This window comes from Chryseobacterium sp. 22543 (genome assembly GCF_052044565.1).
In the GTDB taxonomy this organism is placed as follows: Bacteria; Bacteroidota; Bacteroidia; order Flavobacteriales; family Weeksellaceae; genus Chryseobacterium.
On the sequence record NZ_JBQENH010000002.1, the window covers coordinates 88,441 to 105,678 of the forward strand.

A 17,238-nucleotide genomic window follows, 5' to 3' on the forward strand; every position below is an offset into this window, starting at 1 on the left:
TAGCCAAAACCTTTAATGATTTTATGTAAATTCCTATGGAATAACAGAGGCTATGAATAAATATAACGTTCTGTTTGTCATTCCGCAAGAATCTAAATTTCAATAATTGGAATTTATTCATCCATTGTTTAAGTTTTTTTAACAGTTCAATGATCGGATTTCCCAGTAGAAATCACTACTTTTGCACCATATCGTTTTTACTAAAAAACTAATGTGTTCTGGTTGACATGGCAGGTCTGAGGTCATTTATCTTATTTTATATCATGCTGGTTTTTACCCTTTTCAATTCGAATTGGGCAGAAAAATCATTGCAGAATATTCCTCATGTTCCCCATGTAACCAATATTCATCTTCTGGATGTGTACGAAGAGGCAGATATGAACACGCATGCATTGCCTGCAGCTGCCAAAATTGTAAAACATTCCGTCAAAAAAAGTGATCCCGCAATTGCGGATTTTTCAGGAATTTTAAAAGTTATTTCGAAAATCATCCTTCCGGAGATTGCTGTATCTACTATTTGTGGAGTTAAATCCTTTCTCCATCTTCTCCAGTTGTACTAGGTTTAAGTTATTGAATATCAAATTGCTTTAACGAAAATTTTATAACTTAAACATTTAAAAATGTATTTTAAAACTGTGATAATTTGCTTTATGGCAACATTATTCGCTGTGTCATGCAGTAAAGACAAGGAGAAAAATAATAAAAAAGACAAAGAAGTTCCCGTACTGGAAATCAAAGAAAAAGATACACTGGTAAGCAACCAGTTTGTCACCGATATCCAGGCTAAAAAAAATGTTGAAATGCGGTCCAGAATCGGAGGTATTATACAGCATATTTATGTAAACGAGGGACAATTTGTACATCAGGGGCAGGCTTTATTTAAAATCAATGATGCTGAGCTGCAGATGGAACTTCTGAAAGCTAATGCGACATTAAAGCAGACTGAAGCTGATGTTCGTATAGCAGAAGTAGAACTGAAGCAGATTCAGAGTCTTCATGCTAAAAAATTTGTAGCCAATAACGAATTGGAAATGGTGAAAGCAAAACTGTCCTCTGCCAAAGCAAAACATGCTTTTGCCGATGCAGAAAAGAGAACGGTTCTTCAGAAAATAAGCTTTACAAAGATCACGGCACCTTTTGATGGGGTAATTGACGTGATTCCTCATAAAGACGGAAGTCTGGTAGAAAATGGGACGTTATTGACTACGCTGTCTCAATTGAATGAAGTATATGCGTATTTTTCCATTCCTGAAAATCTGTATTTTGAGCTTTTGGCCAACGATAAGATCGGAAGTCATCAAAAGATAGAGCTGACGCTGCCCAATGGAGTCAATTATCAGTTCAACGGCGCTTTAAAAACCGCTGAAGGGGAAATCGACAGAGCCACGGGTTCCATTCGTTATAAAGTACTTTTCCCGAATCCGGACCGTCTGATTAAACACGGGACTTCCGGGAAACTTATTATTTCTGAACAACAGAATAATGCGATTCTTATTCCACAAAAATCTACCTTCTCCATCCAGGATAAGACCTATGTTTTTGTTGTGGATAAACAGAATAAAGTGAAAATGACCAGTATTAAGATCGGAAATACCTTAAGGGATTCTTATATGGTAGAAAGCGGCCTTAAAAAAGGAGATTTAATCATTTATGAAGGGACTCAGTCTTTGAAAGATGGTGATATCATCAAAATCAAAAAGAAATATTAACCTTTCATAATCTTTAAATCTATTGACTATGGTAGAAATGTTTATAAGACGAAAGGTTCTTTCGTTGGTTATTTCCATATTATTTGTATTACTGGGAATTATGGCATTGCTGAAGATGCCGATCACCCAGTTTCCGGACATCGTACCGCCCTCAGTAACCGTTACGGCAAAATATACAGGAGCTAATGCGGAAGTATCTGCCAATGCTGTAGCTCTTCCACTGGAACGTGCTATCAATGGAGTGCCGGGAATGACATATATGTCTACGGTTACTTCCAATGACGGACTTACCCTTATTCAGGTGTTCTTTGAAGTGGGAATAGATCCTGATGTAGCAGCGGTAAACGTCCAGAACAGGGTGACAACCATTCTTGACGAACTTCCTGAAGAGGTAATCAGAGCCGGAGTTACCACTGAAAAAGAGGTAAACAGTATGCTGATGTACCTCAATATCACAAGTACAGATCCGAGCCAGGATGAACAGTTCATCTATAATTTTACGGATATTAATGTCCTTCAGGAATTGAAACGTATTGATGGAGTTGGCCGTGCCGAGATTATGGGGCAGAAAGAATATTCGATGAGAGTATGGCTGGATCCACAGAAAATGGCGGCTTACAATATTTCTGCGGATGAAGTGATCACTTCATTACAAAAACAGAATATTTCTGCAGCGCCCGGAAAAGTTGGAGAAACGTCAGGGAAGACTTCCAGTCAGCTTCAATATGTGATCAAATATAAAGGGAAGTTTTTTGAGCCTAAACAATATGAAGAAGTTCCCATCAGATCTGATGTTGACGGAACAATTTTAAAGCTTAAAGACATTGCTAAAGTTGAATTCGGAGCGATGAACTACGGAATGGTTTCCAAAACAGACGGAAGACCATCCGCATCCATCATGATGAAACAACGTCCCGGTTCCAATGCTTCCGAGGTTATTGAAAGTGTAAAAGCAAAAATGGAAGAATTAAAAGTCACATCTTTCCCACCCGGAATGGAGTACAATATGGCGTATGATGTTTCCAGATTCCTGGATGCTTCCATCAGTGCGGTACTGACAACTCTTATTGAAGCCTTTATTCTGGTAGGAATTGTGGTGTTTATCTTCCTTCAGGACTGGCGTTCCACTTTGATTCCTGTGTTGGCTGTTCCGGTAGCATTGGTAGGAACTTTTGCCTTCATGAATATGCTTGATTTCTCTGTTAACCTTTTAACATTGTTTGCATTGGTTCTTGCCATCGGAATTGTGGTTGATAATGCCATTGTCGTCGTTGAAGCCGTCCATGTGAAAATGGAAGAAGGAATGAATGCAATGGATGCAACCATCAGTGCAACCAAAGAAATTGCAGGAGCGGTAGTGGCTATTACCATCGTAATGTCAGCAGTATTTATTCCTGTAGCATTTCTTGATGGTCCGGTAGGAGTATTCTATCGTCAGTTCTCACTGACATTGGCAATCAGTATTGTGATTTCCGGAGTGAATGCATTGACTCTTACGCCAGCGCTTTGTGCGATTATTTTAAAACCTCACAATCATGATAAAAAGAAAACAATCATTGACAGAGCTTTCCAGAGTTTCAATACAGGTTTTGAAAGGCTGACCAATGGATATGTAAGTATTCTATCAAAATTTGCGACGAGAACTATGGTTACTTTTGGACTGTTATTTTTATTCGTTGGATTGACTTTTGTGACCAGCAAATTCCTGCCAACCGGATTTATTCCAATGGAAGATCAGGGAATGGTGTATGTAAGTGTCACTACTCCGCAGGGAGCAACGGTAGAAAGAACTGAAAAAGTGCTGGATGAAGTGACTGTTATTGCCAAGAAAATTAATGGAGTAGAAAACGTGACCACTCTTGCAGGGTACAGTATTGTAACGGAAATCGCAGGTTCATCCTACGGAATGGCGATGATCAATCTTAAAGACTGGAAAGAAAGAAATATTTCAGTGAACAATCTGATCACGGAGCTTTCTGATAAAACTAAAAGCATTGCAGATGCCCAGATTGAGATCTTTGCCCCGCCCACAGTTCCGGGATTCGGTAATACCAGTGGTTTTGAACTGCGTTTGCTGGACAGAACCGGAGGAACCATTGAGAACACAGATAAAATCACCAAGGACTTTGTTAAAAAACTAAATGAAGCTCCGGAGCTGCAGAACAGTTTTACCAGTTTTGATGCCACTTTCCCGCAATATATGATCAATGTGGATTATGATATGGCAGCGAAGAAAGGAGTTTCGGTAGACAATGCGATGTCCACATTACAGACCATGCTGGGATCCTATTATGCCACGAATTTTATCCGTTTCAGTCAGATGTATAAAGTGATGGTACAGGCAAGTCCGGAGCATCGGGATACCCCTGAAAGTATTCTGAATTTATATTTAAAGAATGATAAAGGTGAAATGATTCCCTTCTCTACCTTCATCACCATTGAAAAAGTATACGGACCTGAAGTACTGACGAGATACAATATGTATATGTCTGCGATGATCAATGGAGAACCTGCGGACGGATACAGCTCCGGGGATGCTATTGCTGCTGTAGAACGTGTTGCCAAAGAAACTCTGCCAAGAGGATTTGATGTTGAGTGGTCCGGGATGACAAGAGAAGAAATCTTATCAGGAAACCAGACTGTTTATATTTTCGCGATCTGCCTTTTATTCGTCTATCTTTTACTGGCGGCACAATATGAAAGCTTCCTTCTTCCTATGCCGGTATTATTAAGCCTTCCAACGGGAATCTTTGGTTCCTATATCGCATTGGTACTTATGGGATTGGATAATAATATTTATGCACAGGTAGCATTGGTGATGCTGATTGGACTTTTGGCTAAAAATGCTATCCTGATCGTAGAATTTGCGGTGGCAAGAAATAAACAGGGATACGATATCATTCCTGCAGCAATTGAAGGAGCCAGACAGCGTCTGAGACCTATTCTGATGACCTCTTTTGCATTCGTAGCAGGGCTTATTCCATTATGTATTGCATCAGGAGCAGGAGCAATAGGTAACCGTTCCATTGGTACAGCAGCAGCAGGAGGAATGCTGATAGGAACCATCTTCGGATTGGTAGTGATTCCGGGACTGTATATATTCTTTGCAAAACTTGAAAATAAGAAGAAAGATGAAAAGATTAAATAATAGAAATATAATATACGGAATTGCTTCACTAAGCCTGGTTTCATGTGCTGTTCCAAAAGTAACCGAATTGAAAAAAGCTCAGGAATTGCCAGAGGAAATTATCAAAGCTGATAACAATAAATCTCCGGATGAATTCCAGCAGATCAACTTAAAGGCTTATTTTACAGATCCGCAGCTGCTCGAACTTTTTGATAAAGTGGTTCAGGCCAATCCGGATTTCCAGATTGCGCAGCAAAGAGTGGAGATTGCCAACAGTTTCCTTCAAAGATCAAAAATGGATTTACTGCCTTCCCTTGAAGTAGGAGTAGAGGCTTCCGGCAACCGGTATGGAAAATATACCATGGAAGGAGTCGGGAACTATGATACCAATCTTTCTCCCAATATTACGGAAGATCAGAAGATCAATAGAAATTTTACGCCTAATTACGGGCTTGGAGCAAGGAGCAGCTGGGAAATTGATGCGTGGGGCAAACTGAAAAACAAAAAGATTGCTGCCCAGAAGAAATATCTGGCTTCCACAGAAGGGCTGAGACTGCTGCAGGTAGAACTTTTTACAGATATTGCCAATTTATATTATCAGCTGGTGGCTTTAGACAATCGTCTTGCTATTTACCAGAAGAATTACAACCTCCAGCAGAGAGCATTTGAAATTGTTCTGGCGCAGCGTGAAGTGGGAAAAGCTACAGAATTAGCTGTACAGCAGTTCAAAGCGCAGAATAACAACTGGCTGGCAGAGATTGAACACATAAGGGTAGAAATTGTTACTGTAGAACAGGCTATTACTACACTCACGGGAAGTTATGGCGGAGATGTAAAACGCGGAAAAATATTGATGCCTACCAATATGGAAGTCTTAAATAAAACAATTAATGTAGAAGGAGTTATTCATTCCCGACCGGATGTAGCCGCAAACTATTATGTTTTAGAGGCTTCTCAGGCTGATGCAAAAGCTGCAAGGGCTGCATTTTATCCTAAAATTGATCTTGGAGCCGGCTTCGGACTGAATTCTTTCTCTATAGAGACATTTTTTAAACCAAGTTCACTGGCAGGGCAATTGTTGGGTGGATTGATGGTGCCTGTTTTTAATAAAGGACAACTGAAATATGAATTCAAGGTAGCGAGTAAGGAGCAGGAAATTGCTTTTTTAAACTACCAGAAAAGTATTACGACTGCTTTTAATGAGCTTCAGTCGATCCTGAAACAGACTAAGATCTATGAACGTGTTCTGAAACTGAAATCAGAGGAAGTAGGTTTTCTTGATCGTGGGGTGGAGGTTTCCAACGATCTCTATCTGACAGGATATGCCAATTATTTTGAACTGATCAACTCTCAGAAGAGCAAACTGACTGCTGAACTGGATTTATTACAGTTCCAGCACCAGAATACCAGAAATAACGTCCTGCTGTTTAAAGCGCTGGGTGGGAAACTGGATTAATTTTTACTTTTTTTTATGATGAAATAAGCTGTCCAAAAAGACAGCTTATTTTATATTTTTAAACTTTAACTATGTTCTGCGGGTTCCCGTAATGGTAATTAAAATAATTCAAGGATATTGCGTTAGAATCTAACTTTTTTATAAGTTGAGTTAACTTTTTTTTATATGTCCAAAAAAAGAGACTGTCTCATTGAGACAGTCCCTTTCTATATTTCTTAAAACAAACCTGCTTTACAGGCAGAATCATTTTATGTGTAAGTATTATTTAACAATCTGGATTTCAACAGCTGAAAATCCTTTAGGAGACTTCTCTTTTTCGAAAGATACTTTGTTTCCTTTTTTTACCGGCTCCACACAGTTGTTGTTGTGGAAGAAGATATTTTCTTTGTTATTATCTTCGGTGATGAAGCCATACCCTTTTTCACTAAGGAAAGTAACAATTCCAGTTTTTCTTGGATCTTCCTCAATAATAGGAGCTGCTCCCAATTGAATATCATCAAGGTTTACTTCCTGTCTTTGTTCAGGTGGAGTAGATGTTAATCTTCCGAATTCATCTACATACATGTAGACGTCCTCCGCTCCTTTGTTGTTGTTCGTCTTACGATCTTCGCGTCTTAGCGCCTTTTCTTTTTGCTTTTGAATTTTTTTCTTGAAATTTTCCTTTTTAGAAAAAGAATCTGCCATAAATTATTTTTAGTATTTAGTTTCTATAAATTAATTGGTTCAATCTGGTCCGTTTTAGACCTTATAAAGCCTGGCTATGTTTTCTGTTTTGGATAATCCCAATCATACAGAGCTTTAAAATTCCGACAAGTATTGTTCTTAGTAGAAGAATAAAAGTTTAAAATATGGCTGCTCAAAAAGCAAAGACTGAATAAAAAATATTCGGGTCGTTACAGAAAACAAAGTATAGACTTGGTTATTTAATGTACAAATATACAACAATAAAATGAATTATCAGGTTTTAAATGATTGATTATCAGAAATGGTTTTACGGCAGATCTGCCGGGATACCTTTATAGTCTGAATGTAAGACGATAATGAGAGCCAGAACAAGGGCATAAAAAAATCCTCAGAAGACTGAGGATTATAAAAAAATATATTATAAAAATGAAGTGGTGTATAATACGGCTGGAAAAGCATCAAATGTTATGCCTAAAATTGATGCGTAATAGTGAATTATATAACTTTGTTTAATATGAAAGGGGTGTTTTGGGTCATATCTGGCTGGTAAATAGCATTCTATTAAAAAATGTTGTTTATAAAAAAAATAAATGTTTCTGTCTTAGTTTACATTGAGAATCATAATATCAGCTGATAATCACTTTGCAGTTTTCTAAAATTCCCGAAAACTTCACCATGTTGAGACCATTTTTATTATTCATCTTTGTCTCATTAACATTTAAAAATAAAATCGATGTCAACACAAAATGTAAAAGGAAAAGTTGTTTTAATTGCCGGAGGAGGTAAAAACCTTGGAGGACTTTTAAGTAGAGATTTTGCTGCGAAAGGAGCAAAACTGGCAATACATTATAACAGTGAAAGTTCAAAAGCAGATAGCGAAAAAACACTTGCTGAGGTACAGGCATTAGGAGCAGAAGCATTTTTGTTCCAAGGAGATCTTACCAAAGTAGACAATATTACAAAATTCTTTGATGAAACAATTTCCCGTTTCGGAGGGATTGATATTGCAATCAATACCGTAGGAATGGTACTGAAAAAACCATTTTCAGAGACTACAGAAGCGGAATATGATACCATGTTCAATGTCAATTCAAAATCAGCTTACTTCTTTTTGCAGGAAGCAGGTAAAAAACTGAACGATCACGGGAAGATCTGTACCATTGTTACTTCACTGCTGGCTGCTTACACAGGACTGTATTCTACTTATGCCGGAGCAAAGGCACCTGTAGAGCATTTTACAAGAGCTGCTTCTAAAGAATTCGGAGCAAGAGGAATTTCTGTAACGGCTGTAGCCCCTGGACCAATGGATACTCCTTTCTTCTATGGACAGGAAACAGATGATGCCGTTGCTTATCATAAATCAGCATCAGCATTGGGAGGACTTACAAATATAAAAGATATCGCTCCGCTGGTAGAATTTCTGGTAACAGAAGGCTGGTGGATTACCGGGCAGACCATTTTTGCTAACGGAGGATATACCACAAGATAATCTATCAGATAATCATAAAAAAGAAACTCACTGAAAACTGTTTTCAGTGAGTTTTTATTTTAGAAGAAAATCAGAAAATTAAGTGGTTTTTACCTTTCCTTTTTCCAATATACTTTTGATGATAAAGAATAAACCGAGAAGAATAAAAGGAATACTTAGCAGCTGTCCCATATTCAGAATCATTCCGTGCTCAAATTCTACCTGGTCTACCTTGATGAACTCAATCAGAATTCTCATAATGAAGATCAGCAGAATACTGATTCCGAAATAAAACCCTTTTCCGATTTTAAATATGTTTTTCTTATAAATAAAATACACAGAAAGGAAAATAATAAAATAAGAGATCGCTTCATAAAGTTGGGCAGGGTGTCTCGGAAGATTATCTACCTGATGGAAAATAAAAGCCCATGGAACGTCCGTAGGAACTCCTATGATCTCAGAATTCATAAGATTGGCAAGCCTTATAAAAGTACCACCCAACGGAAGTACAATCGCTATAGCATCTAAAACCGTCATGAACGGGATAGAAAATTTTCTCGCATAGATGAGAAGCATGATCACCAATCCGATACCACCACCATGGCTGGCAAGTCCTGCAAATCCTGTAAAGTGATAGGTTCCGTCTACTCCTTTCTGAATTGGCAGCAATATTTCAAGCGGATGCTGGGAATAATAATCAAAATCATAAAAAAGACAGTGCCCCAATCTGGCACCCACCAAAATTCCTATAAGTGCATAAGAGAATAAAGCTTCATGAGCCTGCGAACTAAGGCCTTCTTTTTTATAAATACGTTTTAAAATATTTAAACATAAAACCAGTCCTGCAAGAAATAGCAGCCCGTAATATTTTAAAGGAAATCCTAAGATATTGACGATTTCGGGATTCACATCCCAGTTGATATATAATAAATTCATTCCTGCAAAGATAAGAAAATAGGAATTTCTGAACTGAATGGAAGTATTTTACTGTTTTTCAATTTGATTTTCAGAATGCTAAGGGTTCGTTTGTACATCAGATAGAATTCTGTTTCTGAGCATACGAGATCTTTATCCGGGGTAAGAATGAACATAATTTAAAATGATTCTTGATGAAACATTTGGTAACTTTAGGGGACCGCCAAAATAAAAAGCTATGCATCATCAGTTGGAGAAACATTATGTAAACAGGGTAGGCTGGCTTCGTGCAGCTGTATTGGGAGCGAATGACGGTTTGTTGTCCACCACAAGTATTGTCATTGGGGTTGCAGCCGCAGAACCAGACCGGCATATTATTATTCTTGCGGCACTGGCAGGTATGATTGCCGGAGCGATGTCTATGGCAGCGGGGGAATATGTTTCCGTGAGTTCGCAGGAAGATACCGAGAAAGCAGATTTACTTCGTGAAAAACGTGAGCTTGAAGAAATGCCTGAAATAGAACTTAGAGAGCTTGCCAAAGTGTATGAGAAACGAGGATGTACCAAAGAGACAGCAATGCAGGTAGCAGTTGAACTTACGGAACACGATGCATTGGGAGCACATGCCCGTGATGAATTAGGTATTAATGAAATAACGCAGGCGAAACCATTGCAGGCAGCGATGGCTTCATTCAGTTCATTTGCTGTGGGGGCTTTATTGCCGTTTAGCGTTTCTCTTTTAGCACCACTTAAACAAATGGTGTATTTCCAATATGGATTTTCAATTATATTTTTAATGCTTTTGGGAGCAATCTCTGCCAAAGCGGGAGGTTCCAGTATTAAAGTAGCCGTATTGAGGATCTGTTTCTGGGGAACTGTTGCAATGGGAATTACAGCATTTGTAGGGCACATTTTTGGAGTTAATGTAGCGTAAAGTCTGTAAAAATTATTTACATTTTATATGCCTTAAAAAGTGTATTTTACATCACAAATTCAGATAAATGAAGAATATTTTTATTTTGTTTTTTGTGGTTGTTATTAATGCAACTGTTTGCGCTCAAAAAAATAGCTACGCCTATTTTATGAAGACCTGGAATTTCATAAAATATTATCATCCTGATGTTGCCAGCGGAAAAAAAGATGCCGACAGCCTGTTTTTGGAGACTATTGGGAGAGTGAATGAAAAATCAGATGAAAATGCAGTTATTACCTTTTTATCAGCAAATCTGAATCATAAATTTTCCGGTGCTCCGGTTATTGATACTCCGAAAGATGTACTCTCTGTCAATCAAGACTTCAGATGGTATCAGAACAATAAAAAAGTCAGTTCAGAAAACAAAATAGTACTGAATGATATCTACAGCCATAGATTCATTGCTGATGCTGATCAGAAAGAAAAAATACTTGCTTCTGAGACAAACGAATTTAAAAAAGATGAGAATCTGCCGCTTGCCTACCGTTTGCTGACATTGGCCAAATTGCAGGGTGCGATTGATTATCTTTATCCACATAAATATCTGATGGATAAAAATACTGAAGCCTATTTCTCGGATTTAACAGACCAAACTGTTCACTGTACTTCAAGAAAAGAGTTTGAGATTATTCTGGCAAAAGTAGTTTCCTCAATGGAAGATACCCATTCTTTCAGGTTTTATGATCAGCTTAATTATAAAAATGAAATTTTCTACAGATCATATTTTCCTCCCTTTAATTATGTGATATTGAAAGATCATATATTGGTGACCCAGCTTCTTGTACCTGAAATCTGTTCCAAAGCTAATATTCATATTGGAGATAGAATAACGGAGGTTGGAGGTAAAAGTATCCGTCAGATTATTAAAGAAAAGAAAGAATTACTTTCCACCTCTAATCCTGAAACGTTGTTGTATCTGATGTCAGATTACCAGAGAAATCTGATCTGGCCTGATGATCAGCCTCGTAAAGACTTAAAAGTAGTGTCAAAGGATAATAAAGCCTATCACGCAGATACAGAGTTTATTAATTTCACAGACAAACAACAACGAGCAATAGTAACAGAGTACATCCAAAATAAAACCCGCCTTAAGCAGCAGTACAAAATTGATCATAAAGATATTGCCTATTTTAAAATCAATGATGCTTTTGCTTTTACAAACAATATAGCTGATGATAAGCTGGATGATCATATGGATTCTATTTTCCAAGAAGCATCATCAAAAAAGGCTATTGTCTTTGATATGAGAGGATATCCGGATTGGGGTGGATTTGTATTCTATTATGTCTACAAATACTTCTCGCCCGTAGAGAACCATTTTGGAAAATACTATAAACCCAACGTGAAAAATATCGGGACCTATATTCCAATCAGTTATAAAGATTTTGGGACTTATTATTCTGATATTAAAAATAAAACCATCCATCCATACACGGGAAAGGTATTTATGATTGTCAATCCGGAGACCTTAAGTATGAGTGAATGGAATACAATGAATCTTCAGAATATTTTTCCTCAGTCCAAAACCATCGGCCAAAGAACAGCAGGTGCAGATGGTGACATCAGAACATTGAAACTGCCTGCCGGATATAACTTGGAATTTACCGGAAATGGTATTTTTTATTATGACAATTCCCAGACTCAAAAAGTAGGTGTGAGGATCAATGAATTCATTGAGTATTCTGATGATGATATTATTCAGAAACGGGATCTGGAGCTTGAAGCAGTTTTAAAAGGATTGAATTAGTTAAAAAAAGATGAGTTAGATAAAAGAAAAAGACCACCTGCAAAACGCAGGTGGTCTTTTGTATTAATAAACTATTCTCATATTTTATTTCATGAGAGGTAATTATTACTTATTTAGAAATCTCTTTTCAACCAGGTGATAAAAAATAGTGGTTATAGGGATAATAAAAATAAAAATAAATGCAAAGATCACCCATTGCCGGATATCATCTGTGAGTTCAAAGTTTTTTAATAAATAAAGATTTATTAATGCAAGGAACGGACCGTGTATAAGATATAAACTGTATGATATTTTTCCTAAAAATTCTAATGGTTTGCTTTCAAGAATAATGATTGATTTTCCTGTTGCTTTTTTGTATGTGACTAATGAATACAATAAAAAAGAGAAAGTTACCCCTGTAATTAATATCATTAAAAAACTGTTAATATCTAATAATGCGAATAGTGATAAACTTCCTATGAAAAGAATTACAGCTAAAGGAATTAAAAATTTATTGATTGTTGTCTTTTTAAATGATAAATAACAACAGATAACTCCCATGAAAAATAGAATTATAAATTCAGGTTTTGCCATTGGAATCAGCTTTTTTAATAATAATGCCAATAAAGCGAATGTAATAAATGAGACATATTTATTAGTTTTTTTCCAAAGTATAAGCATGAGAGGAAAAAGCCAATAAATCTGCCATTCTGTAGCTATGGACCAATGTGCTCCATTGATCTTATAAACCCATGAAGAATTTAAATTATGAAATAATCCAATATGACTGATAACAGACCAAAAAGTGACAGGTATTTTGCTATCCCAAGCTGTATTTTGTGCTGTTTGTAATAAGGGGAAACATAAAATCATTAATACTGATAACAATAATGCAATATAATAGGGCGGAATTAACCTTTTGGCTCTTCTGCTAATATATCTTTTAAACCCTCCCTTTATTTCCATATTATTGTTAACCACTGGAATCGCAAGGCAAAAACCGGAAAGAACTATAAATATAGATACTGCCAAATGACCAATTGACGTAGCTTTTTGTATAAAATAGAGAACAAGGTCATTAGACCATTTAATATCATGAGCTGCAGAATAGCCATTAAATAATAAAGAATGATACAAAACTACCCATAACGCAGAAATTCCTCTTATTCCATCAAGAAACTCAAATCTTATCTTCATAAAAAAATTTTCCGCAAAAGTAAAGAAAATTAAAATCTGAATGTGTTAAAAAATAATATTACTAATACTTTATTAATGAATCTGTTTAGGCTTAGATTATTATATTAATATTTGAAAAATAAGAGTTATAACAACAAGAGTAAAAGTGAAATTATTTATTGTATGAACTTTAATTGGCTTTATTTGTCTGGTTTGTTCTACAAATTATTTTAATAAGATATTTAGTAAAGACTTCAATTTTATAGCAACTTAACAATTTTTATTGACACTACAGTAACATGAAAACGAGAGCGTTTTTTTTATTTATCAGAGAAACTGTAAGGTATAATTATCATCAACAGTTTTATTGAGTATGAAGCTCTTGAGGACAATAAATAATAATTTCATATAAAATCATATTGATCTAATTTTATCACAAAGTAATGTTCAATTGTTTTTTGAGCTTTTTTGCACATTGATAGAAGATCATTTCTTGATGTGTTGTCGAAGCTAAAATCATCATCTGTTTTTACGATATATTCGGTTACTATTTCAATATCCATTAAATCAAGTTCTGTTACATCGGTTTTCAGTCTGTGTTCTTCCTTAAAAAAAGGAATTTTACGGAAAATATAATCGTTAAATCGAAAGAAATGTATTGTTTTCATTGCAAAAATATTTAATAAGATGAAAAATGTAGGGTGAGGTTCATTAAGAAAGTTTATCTTTCATTTTTCTATTGATCCATTTTTTGGATAGAGTATGCTCTGACGGCAATGCGTACATGCCTCCTGAAAGTATATATAGTAAGCTGTTCCAAAAATTATTTTTTCTATAGAATTCATGACTGTAGTTAGTTAATACTTTTAAGTATTCGTGTTCATATTTCTTTGCTTCCTGTAATGTGTAATTTTTTGGAATATCTTTAATAATATCCATAGTGGTTTGGTTAAAGATTTTAGGCGAATATTTTTCTATAAAGTCAGATTCAAGCCTGCACATACCAATAAGTGGAATGAATAAAGAAAAAATTTCATCATAAAAGTTACAAATACCTGTTTTCCATGATAACCTTTCTTCTTCCGGTAAAATTTGGATAGCCAAATGGATGAGTTTTTTATGGCTTGCTTCCAGCTCATCTGTATAGGTTTTGTTTTGCTTCCAGAATATGAGTGAATTGATTTTATTTCTTTTAATAATATTCTCCAATAAATATTCAAACTGTATTCTAATGTATTTTATACTGTCGCTTAGATCTTCTAAAACAGACTGCCACAGATTATGCTGGCTTAAACTGCAATGAGTACTAAATACCAATCTTGATTTGTTATTGAGAATCTGTAATTCCTTTAACATGCGAAGAACTTCCTTCGTGTCTCTTTCTAAGGTGATGTTGGTATTTCTGATGTAAAATAAAGAAACAAATTGTGAGTAATAGGCCCTTCTTGAAATATTTTTTTTATTTCTGAGTCCCAATTTGTTCTTTGGATGATTAGTCAGCTTTTTCATTGGGAGTTATTGTATATTATTTTTTTTGATGTCCCTTTTTCAAAGGATTTTTGCTGTCTTATAAGGGAAATAAGATATTGTCTTAAATCTTTGATCGTAATATTTTTCTCTGCAAAAGAAAAAAATAATGGAGTTTCGTCTAAAAGGTCATACAGTTCAGGAAATTCTTTTTGAATCTCAACTGTTTTTTTTAATATCTTTTTTGTTAAAACTGATATGGTATCTACATTATTCATAGCCACTTTTTATTATTGTTACGATCATCTTAAAGCGTTTATTTCCTTTTATCGAATGAGATATATGGCCAGGAATAATTATGCATTCACCTTCTTCCATAAAATAAGTAGCTCCGTCTATAATAATTTCTGCTTTACCTTCAATAATTTGTGCAACAGTGTCAAAAGGAGAAATCTTTTCAGATAACCCTTCTTTGTCATCAAAAGATAAAATACTGATATTGCCGGTCAGTTTTTCCATTATTTTTTTGCTGACTACAGAATTTGGAATGTAATCTACAATCTGGCTGGTAATATATACTTTCGATTTTTCAAGTTCTCTATGATTCATCACATTGGGTTTAAACATAAAAAGAGTAGATGGTATTGTAAATAAAAGGGACAGAACTGTCTAATATTCCATCCCTTTTCCAGTAAAACTTTTGATAAATATATCTTTTCATTGGCTTTAACTGTCCTTGAAAACAATTTATGAAAGATTGATTTCTTTGATAATATTGAGAACTTCTTCACGGTTTTTTCTTAATCTGTTTCCGATTCTTTCCAGCATTTCCTTTTCTTTACCTTCTTCAAATTTCAGATCGTGATCCGTTAATGTTGAGAATTTTTCTTTCAATTGTTTTGACTGTTCAATCCAGTCTCCAGGAGTTTTGAAAAATTTGTCGCCTTTGTTGTGGTTTGTGTCCATAAGGTGGATTTTAGTGTAACTTCATTGCTACAGTACAAAGTTGGGTATTTAATAATCTATTGTATTACAGATTGTTTCTTTTATGTTGCAGATATCACACTTTTACGAAATTTCGGATTGTTTTGAGCATCTGAAATCCGGTCGTTTATAAGCTGTAAAAAGTTGGTGACTCTGATGAAGTGACGAACATTATTGAGCCTTAGGAAATGATTACAAACTTAAAATATTACTATATAATTTCAAATAAGTGATTGATTATTCGTATCTTGCTGAATAACTACATTGAACTGATGATCTAGACTCTTAGTTCCGGCATATTCTCTTCTTTTCATCATTTAATATTTCCGGTATATCGTCATCTCTAGTCTGCTTCAAATCATTAATAAAACTGTTTTGAAAAGGAAAATATAAATCTATTGAATTTTTCCAAAAGACCATTCAACTGTAAAAAATATTAGTGTTTTTATGAATATTAAAAAATATTTATGGATGTGGACTTTTTTAGTTCCTATCTTGGCGTGGCTTTCGTATGTTGGAAATTCTGTTTTTTCTTCAGGGTATTATTCTGTGATTCTTACTTTATTTCTGATAGGAAGTGTTTTGGCTGCAGTGTATCATTCTGAAGTTATTGCCCATCGTTTGGGGGAGCCATTCGGAACTTTACTTCTGGCATTTGCCATCACGGTCATAGAAGTAGGACTTATTATTTCTATCATGATGGGAGCAAAAGGTTTAGAAACCATTACCCTTGCCAGAGATACGGTTTTTGCAGCAGTGATGATAATCCTTACCGGAATTATTGGGAGCTGTATTGTCATAGGTTCATTAAGATACAGAGAACAGAGCTTTACATTGCAGGGGGTAAGTACGGCACTCATTACGCTTACCTCCGTGATTATTTTTGTGCTTATTCTGCCTAATTATACGATAAGTCATCTCGGAGGCGAATATACATCCTTTCAATTGCTTTTTATTGCCTTGATTTCTTTAGGGCTTTATCTCGGATTTACTATGATCCAGACGTTTAGACACCGAAGCTTTTTTATTTCTCCGCAAAATAAACTATCCAAAAATGAGCCTGTACAAAGTAGTCATGAAATGATTTCCCGAAAACAATTGTATATCAGTTGTATATTATTGATCTTATCCCTGGGAATAGTCGTTTTTCTGGCAAAGCTTCTTTCAAAGGATGTTGAGCATATAGTTGTTTCAGTGGGTGCTCCAAGATCTCTTGTAGGTATCATTATTGCTGGTATTGTTCTCCTTCCTGAAGGTCTGGCTGCGTTTAGGGCTGCAAAAAGTGATGAAATTCAAACTTCATTAAATCTGGCTTTTGGTTCTGCTTTAGCAAGTATAGGACTGAGTATTCCTGCCATTGCCATTATATCTGTAATGACTGGTATACGAATGACATTGGGAATAGATATCAAATCAACAATACTTTTAGGACTATCGCTTTTTATTATTACTGTTTCACTGGCAACGGGTAGAACCAATATTATGCAGGGAATTGTACTGATTGCGATCTTTTTAATTTACCTTTTTATTACTATAGTTCCATAAAGCACCGA

Annotated in this window: 16 protein-coding genes; 8 read left to right on the top strand and 8 right to left on the bottom strand. The window is 35.5% G+C overall.

All coding sequences use genetic code 11. From position 1 onward, the window contains the following. Nucleotides 1-227: 227 nt before the first annotated feature. The 4 genes from ACTJIP_RS06265 to ACTJIP_RS06280 are packed head-to-tail and all read left to right on the top strand — an operon-like array spanning nucleotide 228 to nucleotide 6,292. Nucleotides 228-560, top strand: coding sequence for a hypothetical protein (locus ACTJIP_RS06265; RefSeq protein WP_440704255.1), 333 nt, complete (start codon nucleotides 228-230; stop codon nucleotides 558-560). A 60-nt stretch (nucleotides 561-620) separates the two neighbouring features. Then, a complete protein-coding gene (locus tag ACTJIP_RS06270; protein ID WP_440704256.1) occupies nucleotides 621-1,709 on the top strand; it encodes an efflux RND transporter periplasmic adaptor subunit in 1,089 nt (362 codons plus the stop codon). A gap of 28 nt (nucleotides 1,710-1,737) precedes the next feature. Further along, nucleotides 1,738-4,857 (top strand): efflux RND transporter permease subunit, encoded by a 3,120-nt coding sequence (locus ACTJIP_RS06275; RefSeq protein WP_440704257.1) that lies wholly within the window; start codon nucleotides 1,738-1,740, stop codon nucleotides 4,855-4,857. Continuing rightward, nucleotides 4,841-6,292, top strand: a complete 1,452-nt coding sequence (locus ACTJIP_RS06280; RefSeq protein ID WP_440704258.1) for a TolC family protein — start codon at nucleotides 4,841-4,843, stop codon at nucleotides 6,290-6,292. The genes ACTJIP_RS06275 and ACTJIP_RS06280 overlap by 17 nt, the downstream gene beginning before the upstream one ends. Nucleotides 6,293-6,553: 261 nt before the next feature. Here ACTJIP_RS06280 and ACTJIP_RS06285 read toward each other — a convergent pair whose 3' ends face one another. Next, a complete protein-coding gene (locus tag ACTJIP_RS06285; RefSeq protein ID WP_077415551.1) occupies nucleotides 6,554-6,976 on the bottom strand; it encodes a cold shock domain-containing protein in 423 nt (140 codons plus the stop codon). Nucleotides 6,977-7,709: 733 nt separating this feature from the next. Here ACTJIP_RS06285 and ACTJIP_RS06290 point away from each other — a divergent pair. Further along, nucleotides 7,710-8,465, top strand: coding sequence for an SDR family oxidoreductase (locus ACTJIP_RS06290; protein WP_077415549.1), 756 nt, complete (start codon nucleotides 7,710-7,712; stop codon nucleotides 8,463-8,465). 78 nt (nucleotides 8,466-8,543) lie between these two features. Here ACTJIP_RS06290 and lgt read toward each other — a convergent pair whose 3' ends face one another. Continuing rightward, complete coding sequence (gene lgt / locus ACTJIP_RS06295) at nucleotides 8,544-9,380, bottom strand: prolipoprotein diacylglyceryl transferase (protein ID WP_077415547.1); 837 nt, start codon at nucleotides 9,378-9,380, stop codon at nucleotides 8,544-8,546. Between the two features lie 217 nt (nucleotides 9,381-9,597). On the opposite strand from lgt, the gene ACTJIP_RS06300 reads away from it, so the two are divergent. Both ACTJIP_RS06300 and ACTJIP_RS06305 read left to right on the top strand, forming a co-directional pair. Then, the gene (locus ACTJIP_RS06300; protein WP_077415545.1) at nucleotides 9,598-10,293 is read left to right on the top strand and encodes a VIT1/CCC1 transporter family protein; all 696 of its coding nucleotides are present in this window, start codon (nucleotides 9,598-9,600) and stop codon (nucleotides 10,291-10,293) included. A gap of 67 nt (nucleotides 10,294-10,360) precedes the next feature. Continuing rightward, entirely contained in the window at nucleotides 10,361-12,079 is a 1,719-nt protein-coding gene (locus tag ACTJIP_RS06305; RefSeq protein WP_440704259.1) for a S41 family peptidase, read from the top strand. A gap of 105 nt (nucleotides 12,080-12,184) precedes the next feature. On the opposite strand, the gene ACTJIP_RS06310 is transcribed toward ACTJIP_RS06305, so the two are convergent. The 6 genes from ACTJIP_RS06310 to ACTJIP_RS06335 form a co-directional block, all read right to left on the bottom strand. Continuing rightward, nucleotides 12,185-13,255, bottom strand: coding sequence for an acyltransferase family protein (locus ACTJIP_RS06310; RefSeq protein ID WP_440704260.1), 1,071 nt, complete (start codon nucleotides 13,253-13,255; stop codon nucleotides 12,185-12,187). A 383-nt stretch (nucleotides 13,256-13,638) separates the two neighbouring features. Continuing rightward, nucleotides 13,639-13,902 (bottom strand): heme oxygenase, encoded by a 264-nt coding sequence (locus ACTJIP_RS06315; protein WP_077415539.1) that lies wholly within the window; start codon nucleotides 13,900-13,902, stop codon nucleotides 13,639-13,641. A 43-nt stretch (nucleotides 13,903-13,945) separates the two neighbouring features. Next, on the bottom strand, nucleotides 13,946-14,743 hold the full coding sequence (locus ACTJIP_RS06320) for a hypothetical protein (RefSeq protein ID WP_077415537.1): 798 nt from the start codon (nucleotides 14,741-14,743) through the stop codon (nucleotides 13,946-13,948). Next, nucleotides 14,740-14,979, bottom strand: a complete 240-nt coding sequence (locus ACTJIP_RS06325) for a hypothetical protein (protein WP_077415535.1) — start codon at nucleotides 14,977-14,979, stop codon at nucleotides 14,740-14,742. The genes ACTJIP_RS06320 and ACTJIP_RS06325 overlap by 4 nt, the downstream gene beginning before the upstream one ends. Beyond that, nucleotides 14,972-15,310 carry a cupin domain-containing protein gene (locus tag ACTJIP_RS06330; RefSeq protein WP_175627219.1) on the bottom strand — a complete coding sequence of 113 codons (339 nt, stop codon included), beginning with the start codon at nucleotides 15,308-15,310 and terminating at the stop codon, nucleotides 14,972-14,974. The genes ACTJIP_RS06325 and ACTJIP_RS06330 overlap by 8 nt, the downstream gene beginning before the upstream one ends. Nucleotides 15,311-15,448: 138 nt before the next feature. Next, on the bottom strand, nucleotides 15,449-15,667 hold the full coding sequence (locus ACTJIP_RS06335; protein WP_077415531.1) for a hypothetical protein: 219 nt from the start codon (nucleotides 15,665-15,667) through the stop codon (nucleotides 15,449-15,451). Nucleotides 15,668-16,132: 465 nt separating this feature from the next. Here ACTJIP_RS06335 and ACTJIP_RS06340 point away from each other — a divergent pair, with 465 nt between their 5' ends. Beyond that, entirely contained in the window at nucleotides 16,133-17,230 is a 1,098-nt protein-coding gene (locus ACTJIP_RS06340; RefSeq protein WP_077415529.1) for a calcium:proton antiporter, read from the top strand. Nucleotides 17,231-17,238: the final 8 nt, after the last annotated feature.

What these genes read in the sequence shown, in the direction of transcription:
- ACTJIP_RS06335 (WP_077415531.1), bottom strand. Translation starts at nt 15,667, where the DNA reads ATGGACACAAACCACAACAAAGGCGACAAATTTTTCAAAACTCCTGGA.
- ACTJIP_RS06270 (WP_440704256.1), top strand. Translation starts at nt 621, where the DNA reads ATGTATTTTAAAACTGTGATAATTTGCTTTATGGCAACATTATTCGCT.
- ACTJIP_RS06305 (WP_440704259.1), top strand. Translation starts at nt 10,361, where the DNA reads ATGAAGAATATTTTTATTTTGTTTTTTGTGGTTGTTATTAATGCAACT.
- ACTJIP_RS06310 (WP_440704260.1), bottom strand. Translation starts at nt 13,255, where the DNA reads ATGAAGATAAGATTTGAGTTTCTTGATGGAATAAGAGGAATTTCTGCG.
- ACTJIP_RS06325 (WP_077415535.1), bottom strand. Translation starts at nt 14,979, where the DNA reads ATGAATAATGTAGATACCATATCAGTTTTAACAAAAAAGATATTAAAA.
- ACTJIP_RS06285 (WP_077415551.1), bottom strand. Translation starts at nt 6,976, where the DNA reads ATGGCAGATTCTTTTTCTAAAAAGGAAAATTTCAAGAAAAAAATTCAA.
- ACTJIP_RS06300 (WP_077415545.1), top strand. Translation starts at nt 9,598, where the DNA reads ATGCATCATCAGTTGGAGAAACATTATGTAAACAGGGTAGGCTGGCTT.
- ACTJIP_RS06340 (WP_077415529.1), top strand. Translation starts at nt 16,133, where the DNA reads ATGAATATTAAAAAATATTTATGGATGTGGACTTTTTTAGTTCCTATC.
- ACTJIP_RS06280 (WP_440704258.1), top strand. Translation starts at nt 4,841, where the DNA reads ATGAAAAGATTAAATAATAGAAATATAATATACGGAATTGCTTCACTA.
- ACTJIP_RS06265 (WP_440704255.1), top strand. Translation starts at nt 228, where the DNA reads ATGGCAGGTCTGAGGTCATTTATCTTATTTTATATCATGCTGGTTTTT.
- lgt (WP_077415547.1), bottom strand. Translation starts at nt 9,380, where the DNA reads ATGAATTTATTATATATCAACTGGGATGTGAATCCCGAAATCGTCAAT.
- ACTJIP_RS06315 (WP_077415539.1), bottom strand. Translation starts at nt 13,902, where the DNA reads ATGAAAACAATACATTTCTTTCGATTTAACGATTATATTTTCCGTAAA.
- ACTJIP_RS06320 (WP_077415537.1), bottom strand. Translation starts at nt 14,743, where the DNA reads ATGAAAAAGCTGACTAATCATCCAAAGAACAAATTGGGACTCAGAAAT.
- ACTJIP_RS06290 (WP_077415549.1), top strand. Translation starts at nt 7,710, where the DNA reads ATGTCAACACAAAATGTAAAAGGAAAAGTTGTTTTAATTGCCGGAGGA.
- ACTJIP_RS06275 (WP_440704257.1), top strand. Translation starts at nt 1,738, where the DNA reads ATGGTAGAAATGTTTATAAGACGAAAGGTTCTTTCGTTGGTTATTTCC.
- ACTJIP_RS06330 (WP_175627219.1), bottom strand. Translation starts at nt 15,310, where the DNA reads ATGAATCATAGAGAACTTGAAAAATCGAAAGTATATATTACCAGCCAG.